Genomic DNA, 23,796 nt, shown 5'->3' on the forward strand with positions numbered 1-23,796 from the left:
TTGCCTAGAACGACTGAACTTTTTTTAAAATTAACAGCCCCAGTATTTACTGGGGCTGTTTGTAGGTAAAGTAATGAGTGAAAAAGCACTGACGTTAAAGCAATCTGGAGTTCGCTGGCTGTGGTTAGCAATTCTGGTATTTATTGCAGATATTGGCATCAAATTGGTGGTGATGGACAACATGGGCTACGGATGGGCAAACCGAATTGAGGTGTTGCCATTCTTCAACCTACTTTACGTTCATAACTACGGTGCAGCTTTCAGCTTCTTGAGCGATCAAGCTGGTTGGCAGCGCTGGTTATTTACAGGTATCGCGTTTGTTGTTACGGGTCTTTTGACCTACTGGATGAGTAAGCTTCCAGCAAAAGAAAAATGGAACAACATTGCTTATGCACTGATTATTGGTGGTGCAGTGGGCAACGTGTTTGACCGCGTCGTTCATGGCTTTGTTGTTGATTACCTAGACTTCTTCTGGGGTAACTACCACTGGCCAGCATTCAACCTTGCTGACATGGCGATCTGTATTGGTGCGGCAATGATTATTCTGGATGGCTTCCGTAAAAAAGACGCTGACAAGTAATCTTTTGCGGTATATCGAATAACCCTAAGCGTCGTCCGTTGATTCGAGCGACGCTTTTTATTATGTTGGAGCGCCAATCAGCATATCAATGTATAAAAAGACCAAGCTGACAGCGTAATAACCCAAGAACAAGGAAGCATTAACGTGACAACAATAACCAATGAATCGGTAGTAACCCTTCACTTTACGATTAAAATGAAAGACGGATCGGTTGCAGATAGTACTCATAACATGGGTAAACCAGCGAAATTTGTTATGGGTGATGGCAGCTTGAGTGAAAACTTTGAGCAGTGCTTGATAGGCCTCGAAACAGGCGCACAAAAAGCGATTGAGCTAAAGGCAGAAGACGCGTTTGGTATGCCAAACCCTGATCATATTCACTATATGGATCGCACTAAATTTGTAGGTGATGCAGAAGTGGAAGTTGGTACAATCATGGCCTTCAGTGGCCCTGATGGCATGGAAATCCCAGGCATCATTACTGAGATTGCTGGCGACTCAGTAACTGTGGACTTCAACCATCCACTCGCGGGACAAGACGTGACTTTCGAAGTTGAAATTTTGTCAGTAGAATAGCGAACCAAATAAAAGATAACTTCCATGAGCAATGAAATGAAAATCCTGTTAGCTAACCCACGTGGTTTCTGTGCTGGTGTTGACCGCGCGATTAGCATCGTAGAGCGTGCGCTAGAGATGTATCAGCCACCGATTTATGTGCGTCATGAAGTGGTGCATAACCGTTTTGTGGTTGAAGGTCTAAAACAGCGTGGTGCTATCTTCGTTGAAGAACTGCACGAAGTGCCAGACAACAACATTGTGATTTTCTCCGCTCATGGTGTATCGCAGGCAGTTCGTCAGGAAGCCAAGCAGCGTGATTTGACCGTATTTGACGCAACGTGCCCTTTAGTAACCAAAGTGCATATGGAAGTGGCGCGTGCGAGCCGTCGTAATATGGAAGTGGTTCTGATTGGTCACGCAGGTCACCCTGAAGTCGAAGGTACGATGGGGCAATACGCCAGTGAAACCGGTGGTATGTACTTGGTTGAAACTCCAGCCGATGTTGAGAAACTGAAGGCGATTGTGAAAGATCCATCCGATCTTCATTACGTAAGCCAAACGACGCTTTCTGTCGATGAAACTGCCGATGTTATCGAAGAGCTACGCCGCGTGTTCCCAGATATCCAAGGTCCACGTAAAGACGATATCTGTTATGCGACACAAAACCGCCAAGATGCCGTACGTGAATTAGCTGGTGACGTAGATGTGATGGTTGTGGTGGGTTCTAAAAACTCATCAAACTCTACACGTCTTAAAGAGCTAGCTGAAAAGCTAGGGACACCTGGCTACTTAACCGACTGTCCGGAAGATATCAAACCTGAGTGGTTCGAAGGCAAAACAAAGGTCGGCGTGACTGCGGGAGCATCTGCTCCGGAAGAGCTCGTTAATCAGATTCTAGAGCGAATCAAAGAACTCGTTGGTGCCGAAGCGGTTGATGAAGTACTTGGCCGTGAAGAGAATATGTTCTTTGAAGTACCTAAAGAACTTCAAATCAAGCAAGTGGATTAGTCTCCATTTATCGAATATTCAAAAGGCGACCTGTGGGTCGCCTTTTTTACATCTCTCTTAACTCATTTAGGTAATCACGAATTTGGTCTTTTCCTAAACCATCGATAATCATATCAGACATCTTCGTGATTCTTCGCTCAAGCGATTGAGCAACCTTTTCGCAATGTGCGTACATGTATTCATCAGAACCATCGGTCGGAAAAGCATCAACTTGCCAGTTTACTCGAACACCACCTGCAAGCCACTGAGGAGCGGTTTCTTGATGTAAAGAATCACAGAGAATAATAACGATGTCGGGAAGAAATTGAGTTCGCTCCTCCCATGAATGCGTGTGGATATGCGGAATGGGGAGTTGGTGGTCATCTAAATATTTTTGCACCACTGGGTGCACCTTGCCTGTGGGATGTGAGCCTCCACTGGTGACACTAAAATCTGCTAGCAGGATATTGGTTGCGATTGACTCCGCGAGGACGCTTCGTCCAGCGTTGTGCTTACATATGAATAAAACTTTATACATCATCGCCTCGTCTTTTCAGAGCGTCCTATTTATACGCTAGCGGAAACTCAGCGATGATGTGTGAAGTTTTTGTGTTAGTGGCTAATGCCGAGCATCTCTTTGAGCACCTTTAAGTAGCGGCGGCTTACTGGTATCTCAAAGCCTGTTTTGGTGATGATTTCCGCTAACCCATTTTCCAGTAACTTGATTTCGCTAATCGCTTTAATACTGACTAAGTATTGACGATGGCAGCGGACTAGAGGGGTTTTCTCTTCCAACGTTTTTAATGTCAGTTGGGTGCTCGCGGTTTGGCTGGTGGAGCGTACATGTACGCCGCTGATATCACTGTAAGCACATTCCACCGTGTCGGTGGCCATGATAACGATGCGGTTGTGTCCGATGCACGGTATCTGATCCAACGTGTCAGGTGTAATAGCAGACAGTTGTTGCGTTAGGGCGGATTGGCTAATGACTTTGTTTAGTCGTTTGACCGTTTTAGTTAACCGGCATGGGTCGACAGGTTTGAGCAAGTAATCAAAGGCATTGTCTTCAAATGCTTGAATCGCATACTGATCATAAGCCGTGACAAAAACCACATAAGGCATGGTTTCTGGATCAAGCATCCCAAGTAATTCAATCCCCGTGACTTGAGGCATTTGGATATCGAGAAACACCACATCAGGCTTGAGTTCATTGATTTTTTTTAGGCCAAGGATTGCGTTTGAGGCATCGCCCACGACCTCAACTTGGCCTGTTTCATCCAGTAACTCTGCTAGCTCTTCACGAGCAAACTGTTCATCATCAATGACGAGTGCGGTTAACATCCAACATTACCTTTATTGCTTCAGCGTGCTTTTATGATTTTGGGGGAATGATAAAGCTCATTTTAGTAAATTGATGTGGCTCGCACGTAATTTTTAGCGCTGCATCACGTCCAAATTGATTAGTGAGACGTTTGTCGACAATTTCTAAACCTAGCCCTGAGTGGTTTTCTTTTGGCGGTTCAAAACTGCCTGCGTTGTCTTCGACGGTAATCAAGTGACCTTGTGGGTGTGCTTCGCTGTAGATATGAACTTTACCACCTTCAAGCATGTTTGAAATGCCATGCTTAATGGCATTCTCAACCAAAGGCTGGAGTGTAAAGCTTGGTAATTTGATGTCCAGCAATTCAGGTTGAATATCGATTTCAACCTCTAAGCGGTCCGTAAAACGCGCTTTTTCGATGCTCAAGTACGAGTTCACATGTGCAAGCTCTTCCTTTAGCGTCACGGTATTAATGTTCTGCTTTAAATTGCTGCGGAAGAAGTGCGATAGATTTTGGATTAGCTCGCGCGCTTTGTCAGGGTCACGACGAGTAATCGCACTAATAGTATTGAGTGCATTAAACAAAAAGTGTGGATTCACCTGAGCGTGAAGCAATTTTATTTCTGCTTGGGCGAGTAAGGCTTGTTGTTGTTGGTAATCGCCATAAAGGATTTGGCTAGATAGAAGCTGGGCTATTCCTTCCGCCATCGACATGTTGGCCGTCGAGAACAATTTACGCTTCGGTTCATACAGCTTTATGGTACCAATGACCTCTTTCCCTGCACGCAGTGGGATGATCAGCGCAGATCCGAGCTTGCAATCTTTTGCAATGGAGCATTGGTATGGACGCTCCGCACCATCAAGATAAATGATGTCGTTTTTCTCCATGGAGTCTAATGTGCTTTGCGATGAAATCGGCGTGTTTGGTTTATGGTGATCATCGCCAATGCCCACAAACGCTAAGATTTTTTCTTGGTCAGTAATCGCGACAGCGCCCACTTTGGTTTCTTCGTAAATAATACGTGCGATTTTCTCTGCGTTTTCGGTGTTGAAGCCGTTGCTTAGAATTCCCACTGAGCGATCAGCAATGGTGAGCGCTCGACGCGAAAACGTCGCAGAAAACTTTTCAAAGATTGCTTTTCTGTCTTGCAGGATACTCATGAACAACGCCGCACCAAATGAGTTCGCGATGATCATAGGCGCTGCAATAGCGGACACCAGTTCATAGGCTTGATCAAAAGGTTTCGCGACGGCGAGCAGCAAAATCATTTGCACCACTTCTGCAACAAACGTGACGCTGAATACGACGCTTGGATTAAACAGCAATGCGCCTTTATTTCGCTTGATAAGGTAAACGTGGAGCAAGCCACCAATTACGCCCTCGGCGGTGGTTGAAATTGCGCAGGCTAGGTCAGTAAAGCCACCAAGAGAGTATCGATGGATGCCACCAGTAAATCCGACGGCGAAACCTACAACAGGTCCACCAAACAGCCCGCCCATAACTGCGCCGATCGCACGAGTATTGGCAATAGCATCGTTGATGTGCAGACCGAAATAGGTGCCGAGAATACAAAAGCCAGAGAAGAGTACGTAACAAATTAGGCGGTGGCTTAAGCGCGAAGAAATACTCAGCAAAGGTAAGATGATTGGCGTTTTACTTAGCATGTAAGCCAAAACTAAGTACACACACATCTGTTGTAAAAGGGAGATGACCAGTTCCATAGTGAACCTAACCTAGAATCAATGTTGTTATTGTATACCTAAGTAACCTCAAGATGCTTGGCTCAGATAGATAAGAACAGCTAAGTAAATGATGCTGCGCTGTGCTTTCTGAGTCTTAAAGTGACTTGGGTATAAAACAAAAAGAGCCTGCAATTGGCAGGCTCCTATCTTAGTCACTCAGATGTGACGAGTATTACGCTGTTTCTGATACGGCTTGTGGTTTCTCTTCGTCAGCCAGTTCAGTTTCACCTTTACCCTTAGAGGTTTTGATAACGTAACCTGTCACAGCTAGGGCAAACACAATACCTACGATAGTTGATAGTTGCATTGGCAGACCAAAACCTAGCGAGCTGTTGTTTAAGATGAACGTGACACATACCGTGGTCATGAAGATAGCTGGGATAGTGGTAATCCAGTGCAGCTTGTTGTGACGCAGTAGGTAAGCGGACGCAGTCCAAAGCATCATTACCGCTGTTGTTTGGTTTGCAAAACCGAAGTAGCGCCAGATAATGCCGAAGTCTACTTGAGTTAAGATACCGCCGATAACGAACAGTGGAAGTGCCATCAGTAGACGGTTACGTAGCGTTTTTTGTTCCATGTTGAAGTATTCAGCAAGGATCAAGCGGCTTGAACGGAACGCTGTATCGCCAGACGTAATTGGTAGGATAACCACCCCCAGGAACGCAAGGATACCACCGAACACACCTAGCAGACCAAATGATGCGCTGTATACCACGTTACCAGGACCACCGTTTTTCACAGCTTCTGATAGAGCGTCTAGAGAGCCGAAGAAAGACAGAGCGATAGCACACCAAATTAGCGCGATAACACCTTCACCAATCATTGCACCGTAGAATACGAAGCGACCGTTTTTCTCATTTTCCATACAACGCGCCATCAGTGGAGACTGAGTTGCGTGGAAGCCAGAGATAGCGCCACATGCGATAGTGATGAACAATGCAGGCCATAACGGCATGTCATTTGGGTTGAGGTTAGAGAACATGTCCGAAACTTGGAAGTCACCCATTACTGTGTGTTCGCTAGAGAAAGCAACGGCTGTCATTAGGCCAACAGACATAAAGATAAGTAGGGCGCCAAACAGTGGGTAGAAACGACCAATGATTTTATCGACAGGAACAATCGTCGCAATGATGTAGTAAGCAAAAATAGCAATAACCATTGTAGTCATGCTTACGCTCAAGCTTGTTTGATCATTGATGAGGTTAGTAATCATGCCAGCAGGGGCTGAAACGAACACTACGCCAACTAGAAGCAATAGGACAATGGCAAAAATATTCATAAAGTGTTTTGCGCCATTACCTAGGTAGCGACCTGTAATGGTAGGTACAGATGCACCGCCGTTACGCACTGAAAGCATGCCTGAGAAGTAATCGTGTACTGCACCAGCAAAAATACAACCGACTACAATCCAAAGCATCGCCGCAGGACCGTATAGTGCCCCCATGATCGGGCCAAAAATTGGACCAACACCTGCGATGTTAAGTAGTTGAACTAGGTAAACTTTCTTTGTTGACATTGGAACGAAGTCAACACCGTCCGATTTGGTGTGAGCTGGCGTTTGGCGTTTTTCATTGATGCCGAAAATCTTCTCGACGAAAGCGCCGTAGATGAAGTATCCGCCGATTAGGGCTGCGACACAGGTTAGAAACCACATCATAGCAATTGTCCTTGGTCTTAGTTGGGTAGGGTAATTTTTTAATCTCAGGATGCATGTTATGCGTCACTTGTGTTAAATGCATTCGGTTAGTAGATGAGTGGTCGAATAGAGCACTGAGTGGTCGATATGCTGCTTGAGCGGTTTTTAAAAATGGCGAAAGGTTGATGACAGTCTTGAGCGGCTGATTTGAGTCATCAGTGGTTAAATCTGCAAGCTCAGCGGCAAGCGCCAATAATTAGTGGTAAGCTTATTTTTGAAAACAATTACTTAAGGAAGAACCATGAAAAAGGTAACGGTAGGTCTGGCACTGGCTTTACTTGCAGGATGCACAGCAACGACAGCAGATCTTGCCAAGTCGGGAGATTGGCATCAGATCGGATATCAAGATGGCATAACCGGACACACATCGCGCACGATGAGCGAGCTTCGTGAGTTGGGTAGTGTTAAGCAAAGTGACTACGACCAAGGTTATTTAGAAGGTTTACGTGAGTACTGTAATCCTGCTTTTGCGTATCAAATGGGGTTATCTGGTCAGTATTACGAAGGGGTTTGTGAAGGTACTGAGCAAGCGCAAAAATTCCGCATGGAATGGCAACGTGGTTGGAATGAATACTCAAATTAATAGTCAATAAAGCCGTTGTTACACTGTCTGCATCACATAAATGTGGCAAAATCTTCCTTATTAAACTGTGCTCATATTTCTTGATAGTGAGCACAGAAAAAAAGGAATCACATTATGTCAACGCAAATGGCTGGTGGCTGGAGTCCATTTCATGAACTCACAGCAGAGAATAAAGAAGTATTTGCTAAAGGTATCGAGGGGTTTGTCTGTGTCAAATACTCCCCTTTGGTTGTGGCTACTCAAGTCGTAGCCGGACAAAACTATGCGTTTTTCTGTAATGCAGAAGTTGTCTACCCTGGAGCACAACCATACCCAGCAATGGTTCATATGTTCAGTGACCTTGAAGGTAAAGTCGGTATTACTCACATTGAACGATTGAACTACTAAATTAAGCCATAAAAGGCGCCTGACTTTTAAATAAGTGAGGCGCTTTATTGATTAAGATTGATTAAGATTGATTAGTTTGCGCGATCACGACTTTTCTTAAATATCCTTGCTTGGCGTTCAGTTGCTCAGTCGCGCTTTCTCTATCCAGCCCGGTTAAAATCATCAAAATCGCTAACTTGGCGTCGTAGTCCGTTTCTTTGAGCGCCGTTTTAGCCTCTTGGTTAGTACAATCTGTTGCTTGCATAACAATACGAGCCGCTCTTGCAACTAGCTTTGCATTCGTCGCTTTCACATCTACCATTAAGTTCTGATAACTTTTGCCCAGGCGAATCATGCTTGCGGTAGTGAGCATGTTTAGTACGAGTTTTTGTGCCGTCCCTGATTTTAAGCGAGTGGATCCCGTTAACGCTTCAGGTCCAACAACGGGGCTAATCGCAATATCAGCAATATCTGCAATCGGAGAGTCAGGGTTACAAGATAGTGCTACAGTGGTGGCACCAAGCTCGTTCGCATACTCTAAGCCACCAATCACGTAAGGTGTTCGTCCACTTGCCGCAATACCAACGACGACATCGCGTTGTGTTAGCGTATTCTCTTTAAGATCTTGCTCACCCAATGCTGGATCGTCCTCCGCCCCTTCCTTTGCACGGAACATTGCCTCTTTTCCACCGGCAATAATACCAACGACCATCTCTGGATCTGTGCCAAAAGTTGGTGGGCATTCTGAAGCATCCAAAACGCCAAGTCGACCACTGGTACCCGCACCGATGTAAAACAACCGACCTCCGACCTTAAATGCTTCCGTGATCTTATCAACGGCTTCAGCGATCTCAGGCAACACTTTTTCAACGGCAAGAGGAACGAGTTTGTCCTGTTGGTTGATGCGTTGAACAATATCGAGAGAAGGCAGCAAGTCGATGTCCATGGTGTCTGGGTTTCGCCCTTCAGATACCAGATGGGATAAAGCTGCGATAAGTGCATCGTTCGTCATAATGAATTAAGCCTTTTTGTTTAGGATCTATTGCCCTTAATTTTTTGAATAGAGTACACCCAGTGAAGCGAGACGACTTGCCCCCGTAACTTCCGGTAAGTTGCTAGGGAGGCCGTGAATATGGCGCTGCGCAAGCCAAGCAAACGCCATTGCTTCCATGTAATCGCCATCAACACCTTTTTCTGCCGTTGTCGCAACGCTCCATTGTGGCAATAACTTAGCTAGTCGCTGCATCAAAAGCGGGTTTCTTGCTCCACCGCCACAGACTAATAGTTGAGGTGTGATGCCATGAGAAAACTTGTCGACTTCGTTGGCAATGGTAATTGCAGAATACTCGCAAAGTGTACGTTGTACGTCTTCGATTGGTAAATTGTGATGGGCCAGTTGTTGATGCAGCCAGTCAATATTGAACAGTTCTCGCCCGGTACTTTTAGGGGCAGGCATGGCGAGGTAAGCTTCTTTGAGTAATTGAGTCAACAAAGTAGCGTTTACCGTTCCTTTAAGTGCAAATTGTGCATCTTCGTCGAAGCTTTGCCCAGTATGCAGCGCACACCATGCGTCCATCAACATATTGCCCGGGCCTGTGTCATAGCCAATGACTGGTTGTTCTGGATGCAGTACCGAGATATTGGCAATGCCTCCAATGTTAAGCACCACAATTGTGGAATCCTGCATCGCAAAAATGCTTTTATGGAAAGCAGGGACGAGTGGGGCACCTTGTCCACCTAGCGCCATGTCTTTACGACGAAAATCCGCTACCGTATCAATGCCTGTCTTGACTGCGATAATGTTTGCATCGCCCAATTGAGTGGTAAACGGCAAGTTTCCGGTAGGCTGATGGAACACTGTTTGACCGTGATTACCAATCGCACGAATTTGCTCTGCGACGTAGCCAGACTTATTGAGTAGCTGTAACACAGCATCTGCAAATAGGTGGCCGAGCTGGTGGTCAAGTTCACCTATGGTTTTTAAATTTGTTGCTTGACCGGTACAAACAGATAACAGCATGTCTTTTAGCGCTGCGGGCATTGGGTAGTCGTCGTGCGCAATCAGACGAACATGCTCATCGCTTATTTCAACTAGAGCGGTATCAACGCCATCCATACTCGTTCCAGACATCACACCAATGTACAGTTCGTTAAATTTCATAGCCGATCTCGTCAATTCTTCATTCACTTATTGTAAAGCAAATCTGAAGCGAATAACCTCATCGAATACGAGATATTCAGCCGATTTTGAGGAGAAAACATGGGACCGTTATGGGTTGACGTTGCGGGGTATGAACTGACCGCTGAAGACAAAGAAATCTTGGAGCATCCTACGGTTGGTGGCTTAATTCTATTTGCTCGCAACTATCATGATAGCGAACAGCTTCAAGCACTTACTCAATCCATCCGAAAGGCGGCTAAGCGCCCGTTTTTGATCGGTGTGGATCAAGAAGGCGGCCGAGTGCAGCGCTTTCGTGAAGGTTTCTCATTAATTCCTGCTGCTGATGAGTACGCTAAACATCAAAATGGTGAAGAGCTTGCTCGTATGGGCGGTTGGTTAATGGCAGCAGAGCTGATTGCCCATGATATTGATTTAAGCTTTGCCCCGGTACTTGACCAAGGCCATCAATGTAAAGCGATCGGTAACCGCGCATTCGGTGAAGATGCCGACACCATTCTTCGCTATAGCACTGCATATATGCAGGGAATGAAGAGTGTTGGCATGGCAACGACAGGCAAGCACTTCCCTGGACATGGTGGCGTGATTGCAGACTCACATCTAGAAACACCATACGACGAGCGCAGTGATATTTTTGAACAAGATATGGCGATCTTCAAAGCGCAAATTGATGCCGGTATTTTAGATGCCATGATGCCTGCTCACGTGATTTTCCCACATTATGATGCTCAACCAGCCAGCGGTTCTGAATACTGGTTAAAACAGGTCCTGCGTCAGCAATTGGGTTTTAAAGGTTTGGTTTTTTCGGATGATTTGACCATGGAAGGCGCTGCGATTATGGGCAGCCCAGCCGAGCGAGGTGCTCAAGCATTGAGAGCTGGTTGCGATATGTTGTTAATGTGTAATAAACGAGAAGCGCACGTTGAGGTATTAGACAACTTACCGGTTTCAACCGTGCCACTCGCGGATGGATTACTGAAAAAACAGTCATTTTCTCCAAGCGAACTTAAGCTATCTCAAGAGTGGAAAGCGGCGAGTGAAGCGATGAAACGCTTGACTAGCTAAACCTCTTGTAAAAGATTCAAAACAGCGATGAGAAGCCAAAGTTAATTATACTTTGGCTTTTCATTTGACTGTAAGCTTAAATTTACACTAAATGTTTTTTATTCTGTACGCTTGTTTTTCTTTTTTAGACTGTTATCTTGTCGTTAAAGCTTAGTTGTCTCACCAAAGGTTTGGTTGGGTGTAAAAATAAATATACAGGTTAGAGTTATGCAGAAAAGTGAGTTGAGCAATATTAATATTATCGAAGAACAGGTTCTTATTACTCCGGAGGAACTAAAAACCAAGCTTCCTTTGAGTGAAAAAGCACGTCGCTTTATTCAAGAGTCTCGTCAAACTATCGCTAATATTATTCACAAGAAGGATCACCGCCTGCTTGTTGTATGCGGTCCATGTTCTATCCACGACGTAGAAGCGGCGAAGGATTACGCAAAGCGACTTAAAGCACTCTCTGAACAACTAAGTGACCAACTGTATATTGTTATGCGTGTTTACTTTGAGAAGCCGCGCACCACGGTCGGCTGGAAAGGCCTGATCAATGACCCACACCTAGACGGCAGTTTCGATATTGAACACGGTCTGCATGTTGGACGCGAACTTCTGGTGGAGTTGGCAGAGATGGAAATCCCGCTCGCGACTGAGGCTCTAGACCCAATTAGCCCACAATACTTGGCGGATACTTTTAGCTGGGCAGCCATCGGTGCTCGTACGACGGAGTCACAAACTCACCGTGAAATGGCAAGCGGCCTGTCTATGCCAATCGGTTTTAAGAATGGCACCGATGGCAGTTTGGCAACCGCAATTAACGCGATGCAAGCTGCGTCCTCTAGCCACCGTTTTATGGGAATTAACCGTGAGGGACAAGTCGCACTGTTGACCACCCAGGGCAATGCTAATGGACATGTGATCTTACGTGGCGGCAAGCAAACTAACTACGATTCGGTATCAGTCACTGAGTGTGAGCAAGAGATGGCGAAATCTGGTCTTGATGCTTCATTAATGGTGGATTGCAGTCACGCCAACTCACGTAAAGATTACCGTCGCCAGCCATTAGTCGCGGAGGATGTGATTCATCAAATCCGTGAAGGCAATAAATCTATTATCGGTCTTATGATTGAAAGCCATATCAATGAAGGAAATCAATCTTCTGACTTAGCTCTTGAAGAGATGAAATACGGTGTATCTATCACTGACGCATGTATCAATTGGGATTCAACTGAGGCACTATTACGTCATGCACATGAAGAGCTAGTGCCTTTCTTAGAAAATCGTCTAAAGGCTAATTAATACAGGATTTAAGGAACATCAATGGCAGTTGAACTTAACGCATTACGCGATCAGATTGATGCAGTCGACAAGCAAATGTTGGAGCTATTGGCTCAGCGTTTAGCGCTCGTAGAGAAAGTTGGGGAAGTAAAAAGCGAACATGGTTTGCCAATTTATGCTCCAGACCGCGAAGCGGCGATGTTAGCTTCTCGTCGCGCTGAAGCTGAAAAAATGGGAATTCCTCCACAGCTTATTGAAGATATTCTGCGTCGAACAATGCGTGAGTCTTATGCCAGCGAGAAAGATTCCGGTTTTAAGTGTTTGAACCCTGATTTACGCTCAGTTGTTATTATTGGTGGTAATGGTCAATTGGGTGGCCTGTTTGGGCGTATGTTCAAATTGTCGGGCTACCAGGTCAAAGTTCTCGGCAGTAAAGACTGGGATCATGCGGATGAGATTCTAGACAACGCGGGTTTAGTCGTGGTCACGGTGCCGATTCATCTAACGGAAGGGGTGATCGAAAAACTGGGGAACTTGCCGCAAGACTGCATTCTGTGTGACCTGACTTCTATCAAGTCGAAGCCTCTGCAAGCAATGTTGAATGTGCACCAAGGTCCTGTAGTTGGTTTACACCCAATGTTTGGCCCAGATGTTCCGAGCCTTGCCAAGCAGGTTATTGTGTACTGTGATGGTCGTGGTCACGAGCATTACCAATGGCTATTGCAACAGTTTGGAATTTGGGGCGCAAGCTTGTGCCAAATCGATGCACAAGAGCATGATCATGGCATGACGTTGATTCAGGCGTTGCGCCACTTCACTTCGTTTGCTTACGGTATGCACCTTAGCAAAGAGAACCCGAACATCGATCAGTTGTTGAAGTTAAGCTCGCCAATCTACCGCCTTGAATTGGCGATGGTGGGACGACTGTTTGGTCAGGATCCGAACTTGTACGGTGATATCATTTTCTCTTCTCAAGAGAATATCGATATGATCAAGCGATTCCATCAGCGTTTAGGTGATGCGGTAGCGATTCTGGATAGCAGAGACAAAGCGCGATTCATCGAAAGCTTTAAGCAGGTGAGTGATTGGTTTGGTACTTATTCTCAACAATTTATGAATGAGAGCCAAAACTTACTCAAACAGGCGAATGATAATATTCATCGCGGCTAATCACGGGTCATTTAGCCGTGCAGAGTCCGAAACAAAAAGAGCAGCGTAAGCTGCTCTTTTTCGTGTTGATGGACAAATCAGTTCGTCGCAGTATTACTCGTATCTTCACTTGATACTGTGTTGATACTGGTATCGCGATAGGGTGAATTGGTTAAATTGACTTGTAGGCGTACAACGTTATCAATCAATTGAACCAAAGGTCCCCATTTCACTTTTTTCTCTTTTTCAAAGACGTCATTGAAGTTTTCTGGTGTCCACTCCATTAAGTATTGAGGGTTGAGTGCTCGTCCGAGGAAGCGTACTTCATAGTGCAAGTGTGGCCCTGTGGAGTTGCCAGAGTTACCGCATTGAGCAATGATGTCGCCTTTACTAACAAACTGACCGCTTTTCACTTTGAAGCGTTGTAGATGAGCAAAGGAGCTCATAAAGCCAAATGAGTGACGAATGGTGACATAGTTACCATAACCACGATTGCTCGGGCGAACGGTTTCCACCACACCGTCAGCCGGTGCCAGGATCTCTTCTCCTCTTTTACAAGTCAGATCGATACCAGTATGAACATGCCTCTTACCTGAAATCGGATTAATACGACTGCCGTAAGAAGAAGAAATACGTTGGTATGTGACTGGACTGTCATTTGGTATCAAACGGAACATCGTCGCGCGAACAGCAGAATCGATAGCGGCTGCGTCAATTCGCTCCTCTAACCCCATGCTGTTCTCATCGATCATCAACTCTTCGTCTGCGAGACCTAAAACCGATTCAACGTCGAATACCCGTTTGCCCAATAGCTGAATTTGATTGTTTTTGTCCGTCAAAGATTGGGAAAGCGAATGATTGGTATCAAGCTGCTCTTCGTAAAGAGCCGTCACTTCGGCCTTTTCACTTTCCAGTTTGGCGATGATTTGTGTTAGTTCGTCTTTATTGTGCATCTGCTGCTGATTAAGGTACCACGCGCCACCAACGACGGCGGGTAATGCCAATACTGAAGCAAATACTGCTAGGACCGAACTGCGGCCCAAATAGAACTGCTGATCGCCGTCTTTCGTCGGGATCTGCATGATGATTTTTTTAGACATAGTTATTGTTACTTAAATAGGCGTTCATTTATTTTTCTCCTAAAAACCAGAGAGGTGCTCTAACTCTCGATTCAGAAGGTCGTTATTGCCTACATTCAATTCTATAAATCGTTTTAGTTGGCTAATGCTTTCGATGTCTATCTTAGCGATCTTCAACCTAACCTCACACTTAGAGACATTCACAATTTGCGCTTTTAACGTAATCACTTGTTCGGATTGATCAAATGAAAAAGTCACATGGACTGGAAGGGTTGGATCCAAAGCCTCAGTCTCTTCCACTTTCATGAGTAAACCATGCAAGGAAAGATCTTGAATCCTAGCTTCAATTGCCAAGTCACGTTGTTCTATCTTAGCTGGAGCTTGATGGAGAATACGTGAAAAGCGTCGTCTCTCTGTCATATGAATATTCTCGTCAGGTCGTCAAACAGAATTGAATAGTATATCAATACGAACAAAAAATGTTCGATTGTTGTTTGAAAAGTGTCGAAGTCGCTACAGAGTGACGTAAGTGCAATGTCATGTTCTTAACGAACGAGACGGGCTAATGAGCTCTTTTTATAACAAAGAAAACAAAGGCCGCTATGATAGCGGCCTTTGTACAAATTACAATCAAACTTTGTGGGTTGCGATTACTTCGCAATACGCTTGTATTTGATACGGTGTGGTTCTGCGGCTTCAGGACCCAATGTTTTCTTCAACCAATCCATGTACTCTGTGTAGTTACCTTCGTAGAAGTTAACTTGGCCTTCGTCACGGTAGTCAATGATGTGGGTTGCGATACGGTCAAGGAACCAACGGTCGTGCGAGATAACCATTGCACAACCAGGGAACTCTAGTAATGCTTCTTCTAGAGCACGCAGTGTTTCAACGTCAAGGTCGTTGGTTGGTTCGTCGAGTAGCAACACGTTACCGCCCGCTTTAAGCAGCTTCGCAAGGTGGACACGGTTACGCTCACCACCCGATAGTTCACCAATAATCTTCTGTTGGTCACTGCCTTTAAAGTTAAAGCGTGAACAGTATGCGCGAGCTGGGATTTCGAAGTTGTTGATCTTAATGATATCAGCACCTTCAGAGATCTCTTGGAATACGGTTTTAGAATCGTCCATGCTGTCACGGAACTGATCGACCGATGCCAGTTTTACTGTATCGCCCATCTCAATTGTGCCCGAGTCTGGTTGTTCAGTACCACTTAACATCTTGAATAGCGTCGATTTACCTGCGCCGTTCGCACCGATAATACCAACAATCGCACCTTTAGGGATGCTGAATGACAGGTCATCAATCAGAACACGACCGTCAAATGACTTAGTTAGGTTCTTCACTTCAATAACCTTATCACCTAGACGCTCACCAGGTGGGATAAACAGTTCGTTGGTTTCATTACGTTTTTGGTGATCAGAGCTTTGTAGCTCTTCAAAGCGAGCCATACGTGCTTTTGACTTCGCTTGACGACCTTTAGGGTTTTTACGTACCCACTCAAGCTCTTTCTCGATAGTCTTTTGGCGAGCACTCTCTTGGGAGGCTTCTTGTTGTAGACGAGCGTCTTTTTGCTCCAGCCATGAGGTGTAGTTACCTTCCCATGGGATACCTTCACCACGGTCCAGTTCTAAGATCCAGCCCGCAGCGTTATCTAGGAAGTAACGGTCGTGGGTGATGGCTACTACGGTACCTGTGTAATCCACTAAGAAGCGCTCTAGCCAAGCAACTGATTCTGCATCTAGGTGGTTGGTAGGTTCATCAAGCAATAGCATGTCTGGCTTAGAAAGTAGCAAGCGACAAATAGCCACACGGCGGCGTTCACCACCTGATAGGTGCGCAATTTTTTGGTCCCATTCAGGTAAACGTAGTGCGTTTGCTGCACGCTCAAGCGCATTTTCTAGGTTATGACCATCTTTCGCTTGGATAAGGGCTTCTAGCTCGCCTTGCTCTTTTGCAAGTGCGTCGAAGTCTGCATCTGGTTCAGCGTATGCTGCGTAGACTGCGTCCAAACGTTTCAGAGCGTCAGCAACGTCAGCAACCGCTTCTTCAACAACTTCACGAACGGTTTTTGATTCGTCTAATACTGGTTCCTGAGGTAGGTAACCTACGTTTAGACCAGGTTGTGGACGCGCTTCACCGTCGATATCCGTGTCGATACCTGCCATGATACGTAGCAGTGTGGATTTACCTGCACCGTTCAGACCTAAAACACCGATTTTCGCACCAGGGAAGAAGCTCAGAGAGATGTCTTTAAGAATTTGACGCTTAGGTGGCACAATTTTGCTCACCCGCGACATGGTATATACGTATTCAGCCATTGCCGATCGTTCCTAAATTAACTGTCATTCAAACCCATCATTTTATACCAAGTGCTTTGTTTTTGTTACCGCATTGCAAGAATTTCCCTAACGAATGGATTTCTTATTTTGAGCTGACCGGAAACTTACACGGTTAGGGTATACACTTTTGTTATTCGTTAAGAATGACGAAGTGTTTTCTATGCGAGTTAGAAACGCTTTGTCTCCATCGTCTTAAAAGTTTGACGAGTACAATTTTTAATACACTAAGTTGCTTTACATGGACATCTGCATTCTGTGTAAATAGATGCATGTGTGAAAATTGCCTTAACATCACATGAACTCTAACAAAACTAGGCTTTAGGGCAGTATATGTCTGGGGAAAATGACACAAATGAGATTCAACGTATCTGAATTGGCTAAAAACGTATGCTGCGCCGCCGCGTTGTGTGCTATGAGTTTGAGTGCTAATGCCGCGCTGAGTTTGGAAAAGCAGCGCGAAGTATATGAGCAAGCTCAAGATTTATTAGATAAAAATGACATCGACGGGTACCTTTCGATTCGTCCTAAAATTTCTGACTATCCACTAACGCCTTATGTGGATTACCGCACTTTTATTAGACAGTTACCGGAAAAGTCACCACAACAGGTGAACGAGTTTATTTCTGAGCACGAGTCTTTTCCATTTTCTCGTCGAGTTCGTGCTCCATACCTCAATCATCTTTATAAGCAAAAAGATTGGAAAACCATTACTGAGTTTCAAAAAGTCATTCCTAGTGGTGAGCGTTACCAATGTATTTTCTACGTCGCTCAGTTAAAGCAAGGCAAGAAAGTCGCGGCATTTAAAGGGGCTGAACATATGTGGTTACGTGGCATCAGCATTGCTGATGAGTGTGACCCATTATTTGCGGCATGGGACAAGGCGGGTGAGCGTACCGATGAACTGATTCTACAGCGTATGTTACTGGCGTTTGATGCTCGTAATGGCGGTTTGATGAGTTACTTGCTCAAACTGTCTAAATCCGCGCAGGCGAAGCAACAAGCCAAAGAAATGAAAGCGTTGTTTGATAATCCTTCAAGTGTTGCGGAATTCGCGAAGAAAAAACCTGCGAATGATTTTAATCGAGCGCAAAGTGAATATGCGTTAGAAAAGTTGGCTCGAATGAACTCTAGCCAAGCTCAAGGTGCGTATGATGTCGTCATTAAAGGACAGAAGTTTTCTCCAGAAAAAGCGCAAGAACTTGCCGACTATATTGCATTTCGATTGACTCGTACGGAGTCTGAGTCATTAGCTAAATGGCGCGATGATAAAACGAAAACCAGTCAGTACTTACCGTTGATTGAAACGCGCATCCGCTTAGCGATTCAAAATGCAGATTGGAAAGGCGTACAAGAGTGGATTGCTGTTCTAAATAAAGAAGAGCAAGCTACGCTACGCTGGCAATATTGGCTTGGAAGAAGTGAAATTGCGTTAGGTGATGACATCGCGGGGAAACAGCGTTTAGCAACTCTGCTTGGGCAACGAAACTTCTACAGTGTGGCTGCCGCCAATGCAATCGGACAATCAATCAAATACCCAACGCATACGGTTAAGTTGGATAAGAAAGTTGTTCAACCCTATCAAGACTCGCTAGCTCGTATCGAAGAGTTGATCGCGACGGATAAAATCGCAGCAGCGAAGAGTGAATGGACACACTTACTGCGCCGCGTAGGGAAAGATGAAAAGGCGATGTTGGCGGCTTATGCATCATTTAAACGTTGGCATAACCTAACGGTGACCGCGAGTATTCAGGCGCAGATGTGGGATAATATCGAACTTAGGTTCCCAATAGCACACCGCTGGTGGTTTAACTTTTATGCGAAAAAGCACAACATTGATCCCATCACGATGATGTCTCTCGCTCGACAGGAAAGTGCGTTAGATGTTGAAGCCCGCTCTCCAGTCGGCGCTCGTGGTCTTATGCAGATTATGCCTGCGACGGCGAAGTACACGGCACGTAAATATAAGTTGAGTTATCAAGGTACGCAGGATCTCTACAATGTAGGAAAAAATATCGAAATTGGTAGCCATTATTTGCAAGGTTTATTAGAGGATTACGATAATAATCGTATTTTTGCTCTTGCTGCTTATAATGCAGGTCCTAACAGAGTAAAAACGTGGCGAGAGCGTACCCAAGGAAAAGTGGATGCTTATGCCTTTATTGAGGCAATTCCATTTAAAGAGACGCGCGGTTATGTACAAAACATCTTGATGTTTGAAACATACTATCGTGATCTTTTGGGTATCGATGGCGCGTTCTTGAATCAACATGAGATCAATACCAAGTATTGAGTGAGGTAACTTGATGTCGCACGAACCCGAGTACAAAGACTGGCAACAGATTATTGAGCTAATTCGAACAAGTATGGGCACCCAGCAAGATGACATGCTGTTAACTATGCTGATGTCACGTGATGAGAGAGAGTCATTAATATCACGCGTTAATATAATTAACGAACTTCTTAAAGGAGAATTATCTCAACGTCAGATCAGTCAGATGCTTGGTGTGGGCATTGCCACCATTACTCGTGGCTCTAACGAACTAAAGTCGAAATCTGATGAAGAAAAAGACAAGTTGAAAGTCTTGTTAGAACAAGTTGCGGTATCTAAGTAGACAGTATATCCAATTTGCTTTTAGGCCTTGGTGTTACAAGTGACTAAGATAACGTATTACAAAGGGCGGAAATATCCGCCCTTTTTTGCGTATCTAGAGACTAGGCTGAGTGTTATAAATTTGAAGGAAAATGTTCAGGGTTTGTGAATGGAATTAAAGCCAGAATCAAGGCTTGGTGATAGACCGAGCTTCGAGTTAGCTGGTTTTGGGTTAGCAGGCTAATAGCGCCACCTTTCTGTTTGATATTATCAGTACCAAACACTTCGTCCATTACATCTCCCAATTCATTCGCATCCTTGAGTTTTTCCAAGACTTTTGGCGGCAACATTAAGCTTGCAGAACGAGATTCACCGCGGTGAGTCTCTGATTCAACCACCATCCAAGCAAACGTCACGTTTGCTTCAATTCCCGCTTCGAGACCGACATAGTAATCCGCGTTTGGCATCTCTACTTTTGCGTTTTTAACGCGGTTTAGCGCACCACGATGAGTTTCTTCATTCGTCATGGGCTGCTCTGCGACCTCACTCGGTACACTGATGCCAACGAAGTTGAACTCTTGATGCGGAAATGCATTACGAAATGCACTTTGAACTGCATTAATTTTGGCTGGGTTTAGCGATGCGATTACGACTTTTTGGGTTGCCATGATCTTTTTACTCACTGGTGTCTATTAACTCAATTTTACTTGCGTAGGCTTTACGTTCTCACTCGGGTAACAGCCTAATACTTTCAAGTGCTTAGTGATTTTTGTTAGCTCTTCAAGTGCCTGTTGCATTTCTGTCGAAGCAAGATGTGATGTCAAGTCTACGTAGAACATCTCTTCCCACGGGTTCCCCATAATTGGGCGTGATTCCAGCTTGGTCATATTGATGCCGTAACGTTGCAGCACTAATAGTGTTTCAACCAATGAGCCTGCCTCTTGGGAGGTCGACATGATCAATGTGGTTTTTGCTGGAATTTGAGTAGAAACTTCAACCGGTTTACGAGCAACCACGATAAAGCGAGTATGGTTTTCGGTTTGGTTTGCGATGTTGCCTTGAATTGCTTGCAAGCCATATAGCTTACCGCTTGATGCATTACCAATTGCAGCTACATCATCACGATCCATCTCTTGGACTTTCTGCATTGCATCTGCTGTGCTCGCGCAGGACTCCAGCTTTACTCCTTTCATACGGCTTAAAAACTCACTGCACTGTTGGTGTGGCTGAGGGTGAGAATACAGCGTTTTAATATCTTCCAGACGAATGTCTTTTTTCGCAACCAAGCAGTGTTCGATTGGTTGAGTTAGCTCTCCAACGATGTAAAGCGTCGTGTGTTGTAGTAAGTCATACACTTCATTAATAGAGCCTGAGCTGGTGTTTTCGATTGGCAGAACGCCATAATCAGCATGGCCAGATTCAACCGTTTGAGTCACTTCTTTAAAGTGCTCGCAGTTGAGCTCGATAAGCTCCGTATTTTTACGACTGAAGTATTCGCGACTTGCCAAGTGCGAATAAGAGCCTTTGGCTCCTAAAAATGCGACGCGAGCAAGTGGCTTACGGCTTTGCTGTGGGTTAACGAGATTTTGCAGATAACTTTGTTGAAGCAGAACTGAGTCTTCAATGATGGTATGGAAAAGTTTGGTGATGTACTGCGCGTCAAGTTCGTATTTATCTTGGCCATTAGAAATCAGCTTGACCAATAATTGCTGTTCACGGACGGCGTCGCGAACAGGCTTTGAGGTTTGTACTTTGCTTTTGGCTACTTCAATGCTGAGTTTACGGCGCTCAGACAACAAGCTGAGAAGTTGGTCATCCAACTCATTCAAGCGTAAACGAATTTCTTCGAGGGAAATAGGTTGGTCAGTCATCAATTCTTTCCTTATAAAAAAGCCTCCCGATTTGGGAGGCTTTCTGTTTGTTTTTGACTTTTCTTTCACAAACGAGTTCGCCCCTCCAACTATGGGAGGAAAAAGAAGTCAAAAATAAACAGTGAGGTTAAATGCATAAATAGTGCTTAATTTATGAGTGTTTAAACACAATAAGCAAGGCTGGGGAGAGCGTCAAGCAAAAAAATAGCGCCTTTCGGCGCTATTTCCTCAATATGTTCAGTTTACTCTTCTTCTTCCACTAGCTCAGGCTTACTTGCACGTCGAGCTTCAGGTTTGTGGGTCAGCTTGTTCAATTGTCGTTCTAGTTTTTGCTCCACTTCGTTGATAGCTGCGTAAAGATCTTCGTGAGTTGCTGAGGCAATGAGCTGGCCTTTAGGAACTTTGATAACCGCTTCGAATTTCTTCTGTTTGTTTGGTTCCTCACTGAAAGTTGCTTGGCAACCAATTAGGTCTACTTGCCATTTCTCCAGTTTTTTAAATTTGCTCTCAATATGAGCTCGGATTGCAGAGGTGATTTCGATGTTTTTGCCAGTGATATTCATTGTCATAAGTGTTTTTCCTCTGTTGCATCCCTCATGGGTTGAGTTCAGATTACCGCTTTAAGCATAAAAAAATGTGATTCAGATCATTATTTTGCTTGGGTTTTTTATGATGAAAAATGAATGTGATCTCACTCAAGAACTTCTGAGATTTATCGTGAAATTGCTTGTTATCGGTTAGTAAATCCGTAGATTGGATAGAGTACTCAGCTGAAAACGGCCTCGTTTTTAGGGAAGTTTTACGGCCTAATATTTGAGGTGGTTAAAATTTAACTACACGTAAGGTGTGATGACGATCACTGAGTCTTTCCAATGAATCCATTTAAAAAGCCGCTTACTGTACAAGCGGCTTTTTACTGTCTGGCATTTGGCTTACTTTTCGTAGCGGTATCATGAAAATGGGGTCTTTTGGGGCTAGTGAAACCCTTTCTAGACTTTTGACTTGGTCCAAACTTTCTAGTTGTTTGTATATTATGTAGTAGCGATTAATGCTTGTGACGTACCCAACCGTTGAGCTTAAACTTTTCCGCATAACGACTTCCACGTTATTAAACCAAACATTAGGATCGTAACCTTGTTGGGCTGCACGCTTACGAATACGCTCTACATTACCGGGGCCCGCATTGTAAGCCGCCAATGTAAAGTAGAGTTTATTTTGTGCAGTGATATCAGGATCACTGAAGTACTGCTTACGCAAAAAAGCTAAGTATTTCACTCCAGCATGAATGTTGTTTTCTAATTGTCGAACATTTTTGATATTGATATTCGGATCTTGAGCGGTGCTGGGTAGGACTTGCATTATGCCAACGGCACCTCGGCTTCCAACTAGGTCGTTATTAAATCCTGATTCCTTGTAAGCGATTGCAGCGATCAGTAAATAGTCGATATCGTATTTCTCACCATAGCGTGAAAATAGCGCCGCGAGTTTTTCTAGTTGAGCAATTTTCTTAGGGTTAAGAGCTCTGTTCAACCATCCCGTGTTATCGATGTATTTACCGTAAATAACGTTACCGAGTAGTGTCCCAGAGCGAGACTTCTGGATGAACTTATTCACGACGGCTTTTAATTTGGGACTATTTTCTCGCATTGCCCAAGCAATTTTGCCATTTTTGCGGATAGGGATTTTTTTATGCACCCGAATATCATCCATCACTTTCAGCCAAAGCTTGGCTTTATGGCTATCGAGAACAATGGCTCTGACGTAACCATTGTTGAGCATTCCGACCAGCTCATAATCTTGAAGTGTTTCTTCAATAAAGTGCACGATAACAGGCGGTAAGCCTTTTTTGTTTAGTTTCTTATTTAGTGTCTGAATGCTTTCAAAGTAGCTAGAGCTGGCGCGCACCCAAATCTCTTTGCCGCTCAGTTGTTCGATTTTCGTCATCGTTGGTGTGCTTTTGTTTGTCACTACCCACTCTTGAATGTCAGTGAGAATGGGTGAACTGAACTCCACTTTCTGTTTGCGCGTGTCGGTAATAGTCAGGTTGGCGACAACTAAGTCTCCTGAACCGTTTTCTAAGGCTGGCAGTAGCTGGTCGCGGGCAACAGGAATAATTTGTACGTCAAGCTTTGGTTTGAGTTTACGAAGGTCTTTTTCGAAATGCGCCAGCAATTCCGCGCCTATGCCTTTTGGTGTGCCGCCCTCAATGTAGTAAAAGCCTAAATCAGCAGAAACTAAGACGCGCAGTACATTCTTCTCCTTGATGACATCGAGGTCCCCGGTATAAGGAGGCTGTTTGAGCGGCGAGATTTGCAGTGCGCAAACGGAAGCAGACAATAGGAGCAGCATAACTGCGCAAAGCTTAGATATCGTCACGTTCACATCCTTTTTATAAAGGGGGGAGGAGAACTTTAAGCATATGTGGAG

Annotated in this window: 23 protein-coding genes and 1 other annotated feature; of the genes, 10 read left to right on the plus strand and 13 right to left on the minus strand. The window is 44.7% G+C overall.

Annotation, left to right across the window (positions count from 1 at the left end; translation table 11 throughout):
* Positions 1–73: 73 nt before the first annotated feature.
* From lspA to ispH, 3 genes are all read left to right on the plus strand, one after another.
* Entirely contained in the window at positions 74–580 is a 507-nt protein-coding gene (gene lspA, locus R7Z41_RS13695; protein ID WP_005385948.1) for a signal peptidase II, read from the plus strand.
* Positions 581–724: 144 nt separating this feature from the next.
* Positions 725–1,156, plus strand: coding sequence for an FKBP-type peptidyl-prolyl cis-trans isomerase (gene fkpB / locus R7Z41_RS13700; protein WP_005381922.1), 432 nt, complete (start codon positions 725–727; stop codon positions 1,154–1,156).
* Positions 1,157–1,180: 24 nt separating this feature from the next.
* A complete protein-coding gene (ispH, locus tag R7Z41_RS13705; protein ID WP_005381920.1) occupies positions 1,181–2,146 on the plus strand; it encodes a 4-hydroxy-3-methylbut-2-enyl diphosphate reductase in 966 nt (321 codons plus the stop codon).
* Between the two features lie 46 nt (positions 2,147–2,192).
* On the opposite strand, the gene R7Z41_RS13710 is transcribed toward ispH, so the two are convergent.
* From R7Z41_RS13710 to R7Z41_RS13725, 4 genes are all read right to left on the minus strand, one after another.
* Entirely contained in the window at positions 2,193–2,666 is a 474-nt protein-coding gene (locus R7Z41_RS13710) for a low molecular weight phosphatase family protein (protein WP_225477653.1), read from the minus strand.
* A gap of 71 nt (positions 2,667–2,737) precedes the next feature.
* Complete coding sequence (gene btsR / locus R7Z41_RS13715; RefSeq protein ID WP_005381917.1) at positions 2,738–3,466, minus strand: two-component system response regulator BtsR; 729 nt, start codon at positions 3,464–3,466, stop codon at positions 2,738–2,740.
* A gap of 31 nt (positions 3,467–3,497) precedes the next feature.
* Entirely contained in the window at positions 3,498–5,168 is a 1,671-nt protein-coding gene (locus R7Z41_RS13720; RefSeq protein ID WP_005381915.1) for a sensor histidine kinase, read from the minus strand.
* 193 nt (positions 5,169–5,361) lie between these two features.
* A complete protein-coding gene (locus tag R7Z41_RS13725) occupies positions 5,362–6,846 on the minus strand; it encodes a carbon starvation protein A (protein ID WP_005381914.1) in 1,485 nt (494 codons plus the stop codon).
* 280 nt (positions 6,847–7,126) lie between these two features.
* On the opposite strand from R7Z41_RS13725, the gene R7Z41_RS13730 reads away from it, so the two are divergent.
* Together R7Z41_RS13730 and R7Z41_RS13735 are read left to right on the plus strand one after the other, a co-directional pair.
* A complete protein-coding gene (locus R7Z41_RS13730; protein WP_005381912.1) occupies positions 7,127–7,468 on the plus strand; it encodes a DUF2799 domain-containing protein in 342 nt (113 codons plus the stop codon).
* 114 nt (positions 7,469–7,582) lie between these two features.
* Positions 7,583–7,855, plus strand: a complete 273-nt coding sequence (locus R7Z41_RS13735) for a hypothetical protein (protein ID WP_053306896.1) — start codon at positions 7,583–7,585, stop codon at positions 7,853–7,855.
* A 61-nt stretch (positions 7,856–7,916) separates the two neighbouring features.
* On the opposite strand, the gene murQ is transcribed toward R7Z41_RS13735, so the two are convergent.
* The gene (gene murQ / locus R7Z41_RS13740) at positions 7,917–8,846 is read right to left on the minus strand and encodes an N-acetylmuramic acid 6-phosphate etherase (protein ID WP_017636161.1); all 930 of its coding nucleotides are present in this window, start codon (positions 8,844–8,846) and stop codon (positions 7,917–7,919) included.
* A 36-nt stretch (positions 8,847–8,882) separates the two neighbouring features.
* On the minus strand, positions 8,883–9,995 hold the full coding sequence (locus tag R7Z41_RS13745) for an anhydro-N-acetylmuramic acid kinase (RefSeq protein ID WP_033906112.1): 1,113 nt from the start codon (positions 9,993–9,995) through the stop codon (positions 8,883–8,885).
* 99 nt (positions 9,996–10,094) lie between these two features.
* On the opposite strand from R7Z41_RS13745, the gene nagZ reads away from it, so the two are divergent.
* From nagZ to tyrA, 3 genes are all read left to right on the plus strand, one after another.
* Entirely contained in the window at positions 10,095–11,078 is a 984-nt protein-coding gene (nagZ, locus tag R7Z41_RS13750) for a beta-N-acetylhexosaminidase (RefSeq protein WP_005381905.1), read from the plus strand.
* Positions 11,079–11,285: 207 nt separating this feature from the next.
* Complete coding sequence (locus R7Z41_RS13755; RefSeq protein ID WP_005381904.1) at positions 11,286–12,362, plus strand: 3-deoxy-7-phosphoheptulonate synthase; 1,077 nt, start codon at positions 11,286–11,288, stop codon at positions 12,360–12,362.
* Positions 12,363–12,383: 21 nt separating this feature from the next.
* On the plus strand, positions 12,384–13,511 hold the full coding sequence (gene tyrA / locus R7Z41_RS13760) for a bifunctional chorismate mutase/prephenate dehydrogenase (protein WP_005381901.1): 1,128 nt from the start codon (positions 12,384–12,386) through the stop codon (positions 13,509–13,511).
* Positions 13,512–13,588: 77 nt separating this feature from the next.
* On the opposite strand, the gene R7Z41_RS13765 is transcribed toward tyrA, so the two are convergent.
* From R7Z41_RS13765 to ettA, 3 genes are all read right to left on the minus strand, one after another.
* Positions 13,589–14,590 (minus strand): M23 family metallopeptidase, encoded by a 1,002-nt coding sequence (locus R7Z41_RS13765; RefSeq protein WP_005381900.1) that lies wholly within the window; start codon positions 14,588–14,590, stop codon positions 13,589–13,591.
* A gap of 39 nt (positions 14,591–14,629) precedes the next feature.
* On the minus strand, positions 14,630–14,989 hold the full coding sequence (locus tag R7Z41_RS13770) for a PilZ domain-containing protein (protein WP_065274196.1): 360 nt from the start codon (positions 14,987–14,989) through the stop codon (positions 14,630–14,632).
* A 230-nt stretch (positions 14,990–15,219) separates the two neighbouring features.
* Complete coding sequence (gene ettA, locus R7Z41_RS13775; RefSeq protein ID WP_005381894.1) at positions 15,220–16,887, minus strand: energy-dependent translational throttle protein EttA; 1,668 nt, start codon at positions 16,885–16,887, stop codon at positions 15,220–15,222.
* A gap of 364 nt (positions 16,888–17,251) precedes the next feature.
* On the opposite strand from ettA, the gene R7Z41_RS13780 reads away from it, so the two are divergent.
* Positions 17,252–19,198 (plus strand): transglycosylase SLT domain-containing protein, encoded by a 1,947-nt coding sequence (locus R7Z41_RS13780; RefSeq protein ID WP_411913010.1) that lies wholly within the window; start codon positions 17,252–17,254, stop codon positions 19,196–19,198.
* A 13-nt stretch (positions 19,199–19,211) separates the two neighbouring features.
* Entirely contained in the window at positions 19,212–19,520 is a 309-nt protein-coding gene (trpR, locus tag R7Z41_RS13785) for a trp operon repressor (RefSeq protein ID WP_005381892.1), read from the plus strand.
* Between the two features lie 112 nt (positions 19,521–19,632).
* Here trpR and yjjX read toward each other — a convergent pair whose 3' ends face one another.
* The 4 genes from yjjX to R7Z41_RS13805 all read right to left on the minus strand — a co-directional run bounded on the left by yjjX (position 19,633) and on the right by R7Z41_RS13805 (position 23,745).
* Entirely contained in the window at positions 19,633–20,166 is a 534-nt protein-coding gene (gene yjjX / locus R7Z41_RS13790; RefSeq protein WP_206970469.1) for an inosine/xanthosine triphosphatase, read from the minus strand.
* Between the two features lie 24 nt (positions 20,167–20,190).
* On the minus strand, positions 20,191–21,369 hold the full coding sequence (gene pheA, locus R7Z41_RS13795) for a prephenate dehydratase (protein ID WP_017636154.1): 1,179 nt from the start codon (positions 21,367–21,369) through the stop codon (positions 20,191–20,193).
* A 12-nt stretch (positions 21,370–21,381) separates the two neighbouring features.
* Positions 21,382–21,503, minus strand: a sequence feature (Phe leader region).
* Between the two features lie 108 nt (positions 21,504–21,611).
* Positions 21,612–21,938, minus strand: coding sequence for a ribosome hibernation-promoting factor, HPF/YfiA family (hpf, locus tag R7Z41_RS13800; RefSeq protein ID WP_005381889.1), 327 nt, complete (start codon positions 21,936–21,938; stop codon positions 21,612–21,614).
* A gap of 325 nt (positions 21,939–22,263) precedes the next feature.
* On the minus strand, positions 22,264–23,745 hold the full coding sequence (locus tag R7Z41_RS13805) for a lytic transglycosylase F (RefSeq protein ID WP_313885532.1): 1,482 nt from the start codon (positions 23,743–23,745) through the stop codon (positions 22,264–22,266).
* Between the last annotated feature and the right edge of the window lie 51 nt (positions 23,746–23,796).

The organism is Vibrio sp. 1457 (genome assembly GCF_033340195.1).
GTDB classification, from domain to species: Bacteria; Pseudomonadota; Gammaproteobacteria; order Enterobacterales; family Vibrionaceae; genus Vibrio; species Vibrio alginolyticus.

Bases quoted from the DNA above. Each gene is read 5' to 3' on its own strand.
- ispH (WP_005381920.1), top strand. From the start codon at position 1,181: ATGAGCAATGAAATGAAAATCCTGTTAGCTAACCCACGTGGTTTCTGT.
- R7Z41_RS13735 (WP_053306896.1), top strand. From the start codon at position 7,583: ATGTCAACGCAAATGGCTGGTGGCTGGAGTCCATTTCATGAACTCACA.
- btsR (WP_005381917.1), bottom strand. From the start codon at position 3,466: ATGTTAACCGCACTCGTCATTGATGATGAACAGTTTGCTCGTGAAGAG.
- R7Z41_RS13755 (WP_005381904.1), top strand. From the start codon at position 11,286: ATGCAGAAAAGTGAGTTGAGCAATATTAATATTATCGAAGAACAGGTT.
- R7Z41_RS13725 (WP_005381914.1), bottom strand. From the start codon at position 6,846: ATGATGTGGTTTCTAACCTGTGTCGCAGCCCTAATCGGCGGATACTTC.
- R7Z41_RS13770 (WP_065274196.1), bottom strand. From the start codon at position 14,989: ATGACAGAGAGACGACGCTTTTCACGTATTCTCCATCAAGCTCCAGCT.
- hpf (WP_005381889.1), bottom strand. From the start codon at position 21,938: ATGACAATGAATATCACTGGCAAAAACATCGAAATCACCTCTGCAATC.
- murQ (WP_017636161.1), bottom strand. From the start codon at position 8,846: ATGACGAACGATGCACTTATCGCAGCTTTATCCCATCTGGTATCTGAA.
- R7Z41_RS13720 (WP_005381915.1), bottom strand. From the start codon at position 5,168: ATGGAACTGGTCATCTCCCTTTTACAACAGATGTGTGTGTACTTAGTT.
- ettA (WP_005381894.1), bottom strand. From the start codon at position 16,887: ATGGCTGAATACGTATATACCATGTCGCGGGTGAGCAAAATTGTGCCA.
- R7Z41_RS13730 (WP_005381912.1), top strand. From the start codon at position 7,127: ATGAAAAAGGTAACGGTAGGTCTGGCACTGGCTTTACTTGCAGGATGC.
- tyrA (WP_005381901.1), top strand. From the start codon at position 12,384: ATGGCAGTTGAACTTAACGCATTACGCGATCAGATTGATGCAGTCGAC.
- R7Z41_RS13710 (WP_225477653.1), bottom strand. From the start codon at position 2,666: ATGATGTATAAAGTTTTATTCATATGTAAGCACAACGCTGGACGAAGC.
- R7Z41_RS13780 (WP_411913010.1), top strand. From the start codon at position 17,252: ATGACACAAATGAGATTCAACGTATCTGAATTGGCTAAAAACGTATGC.
- pheA (WP_017636154.1), bottom strand. From the start codon at position 21,369: ATGACTGACCAACCTATTTCCCTCGAAGAAATTCGTTTACGCTTGAAT.
- trpR (WP_005381892.1), top strand. From the start codon at position 19,212: ATGTCGCACGAACCCGAGTACAAAGACTGGCAACAGATTATTGAGCTA.
- yjjX (WP_206970469.1), bottom strand. From the start codon at position 20,166: ATGGCAACCCAAAAAGTCGTAATCGCATCGCTAAACCCAGCCAAAATT.
- R7Z41_RS13745 (WP_033906112.1), bottom strand. From the start codon at position 9,995: ATGAAATTTAACGAACTGTACATTGGTGTGATGTCTGGAACGAGTATG.
- nagZ (WP_005381905.1), top strand. From the start codon at position 10,095: ATGGGACCGTTATGGGTTGACGTTGCGGGGTATGAACTGACCGCTGAA.
- lspA (WP_005385948.1), top strand. From the start codon at position 74: ATGAGTGAAAAAGCACTGACGTTAAAGCAATCTGGAGTTCGCTGGCTG.
- R7Z41_RS13765 (WP_005381900.1), bottom strand. From the start codon at position 14,590: ATGTCTAAAAAAATCATCATGCAGATCCCGACGAAAGACGGCGATCAG.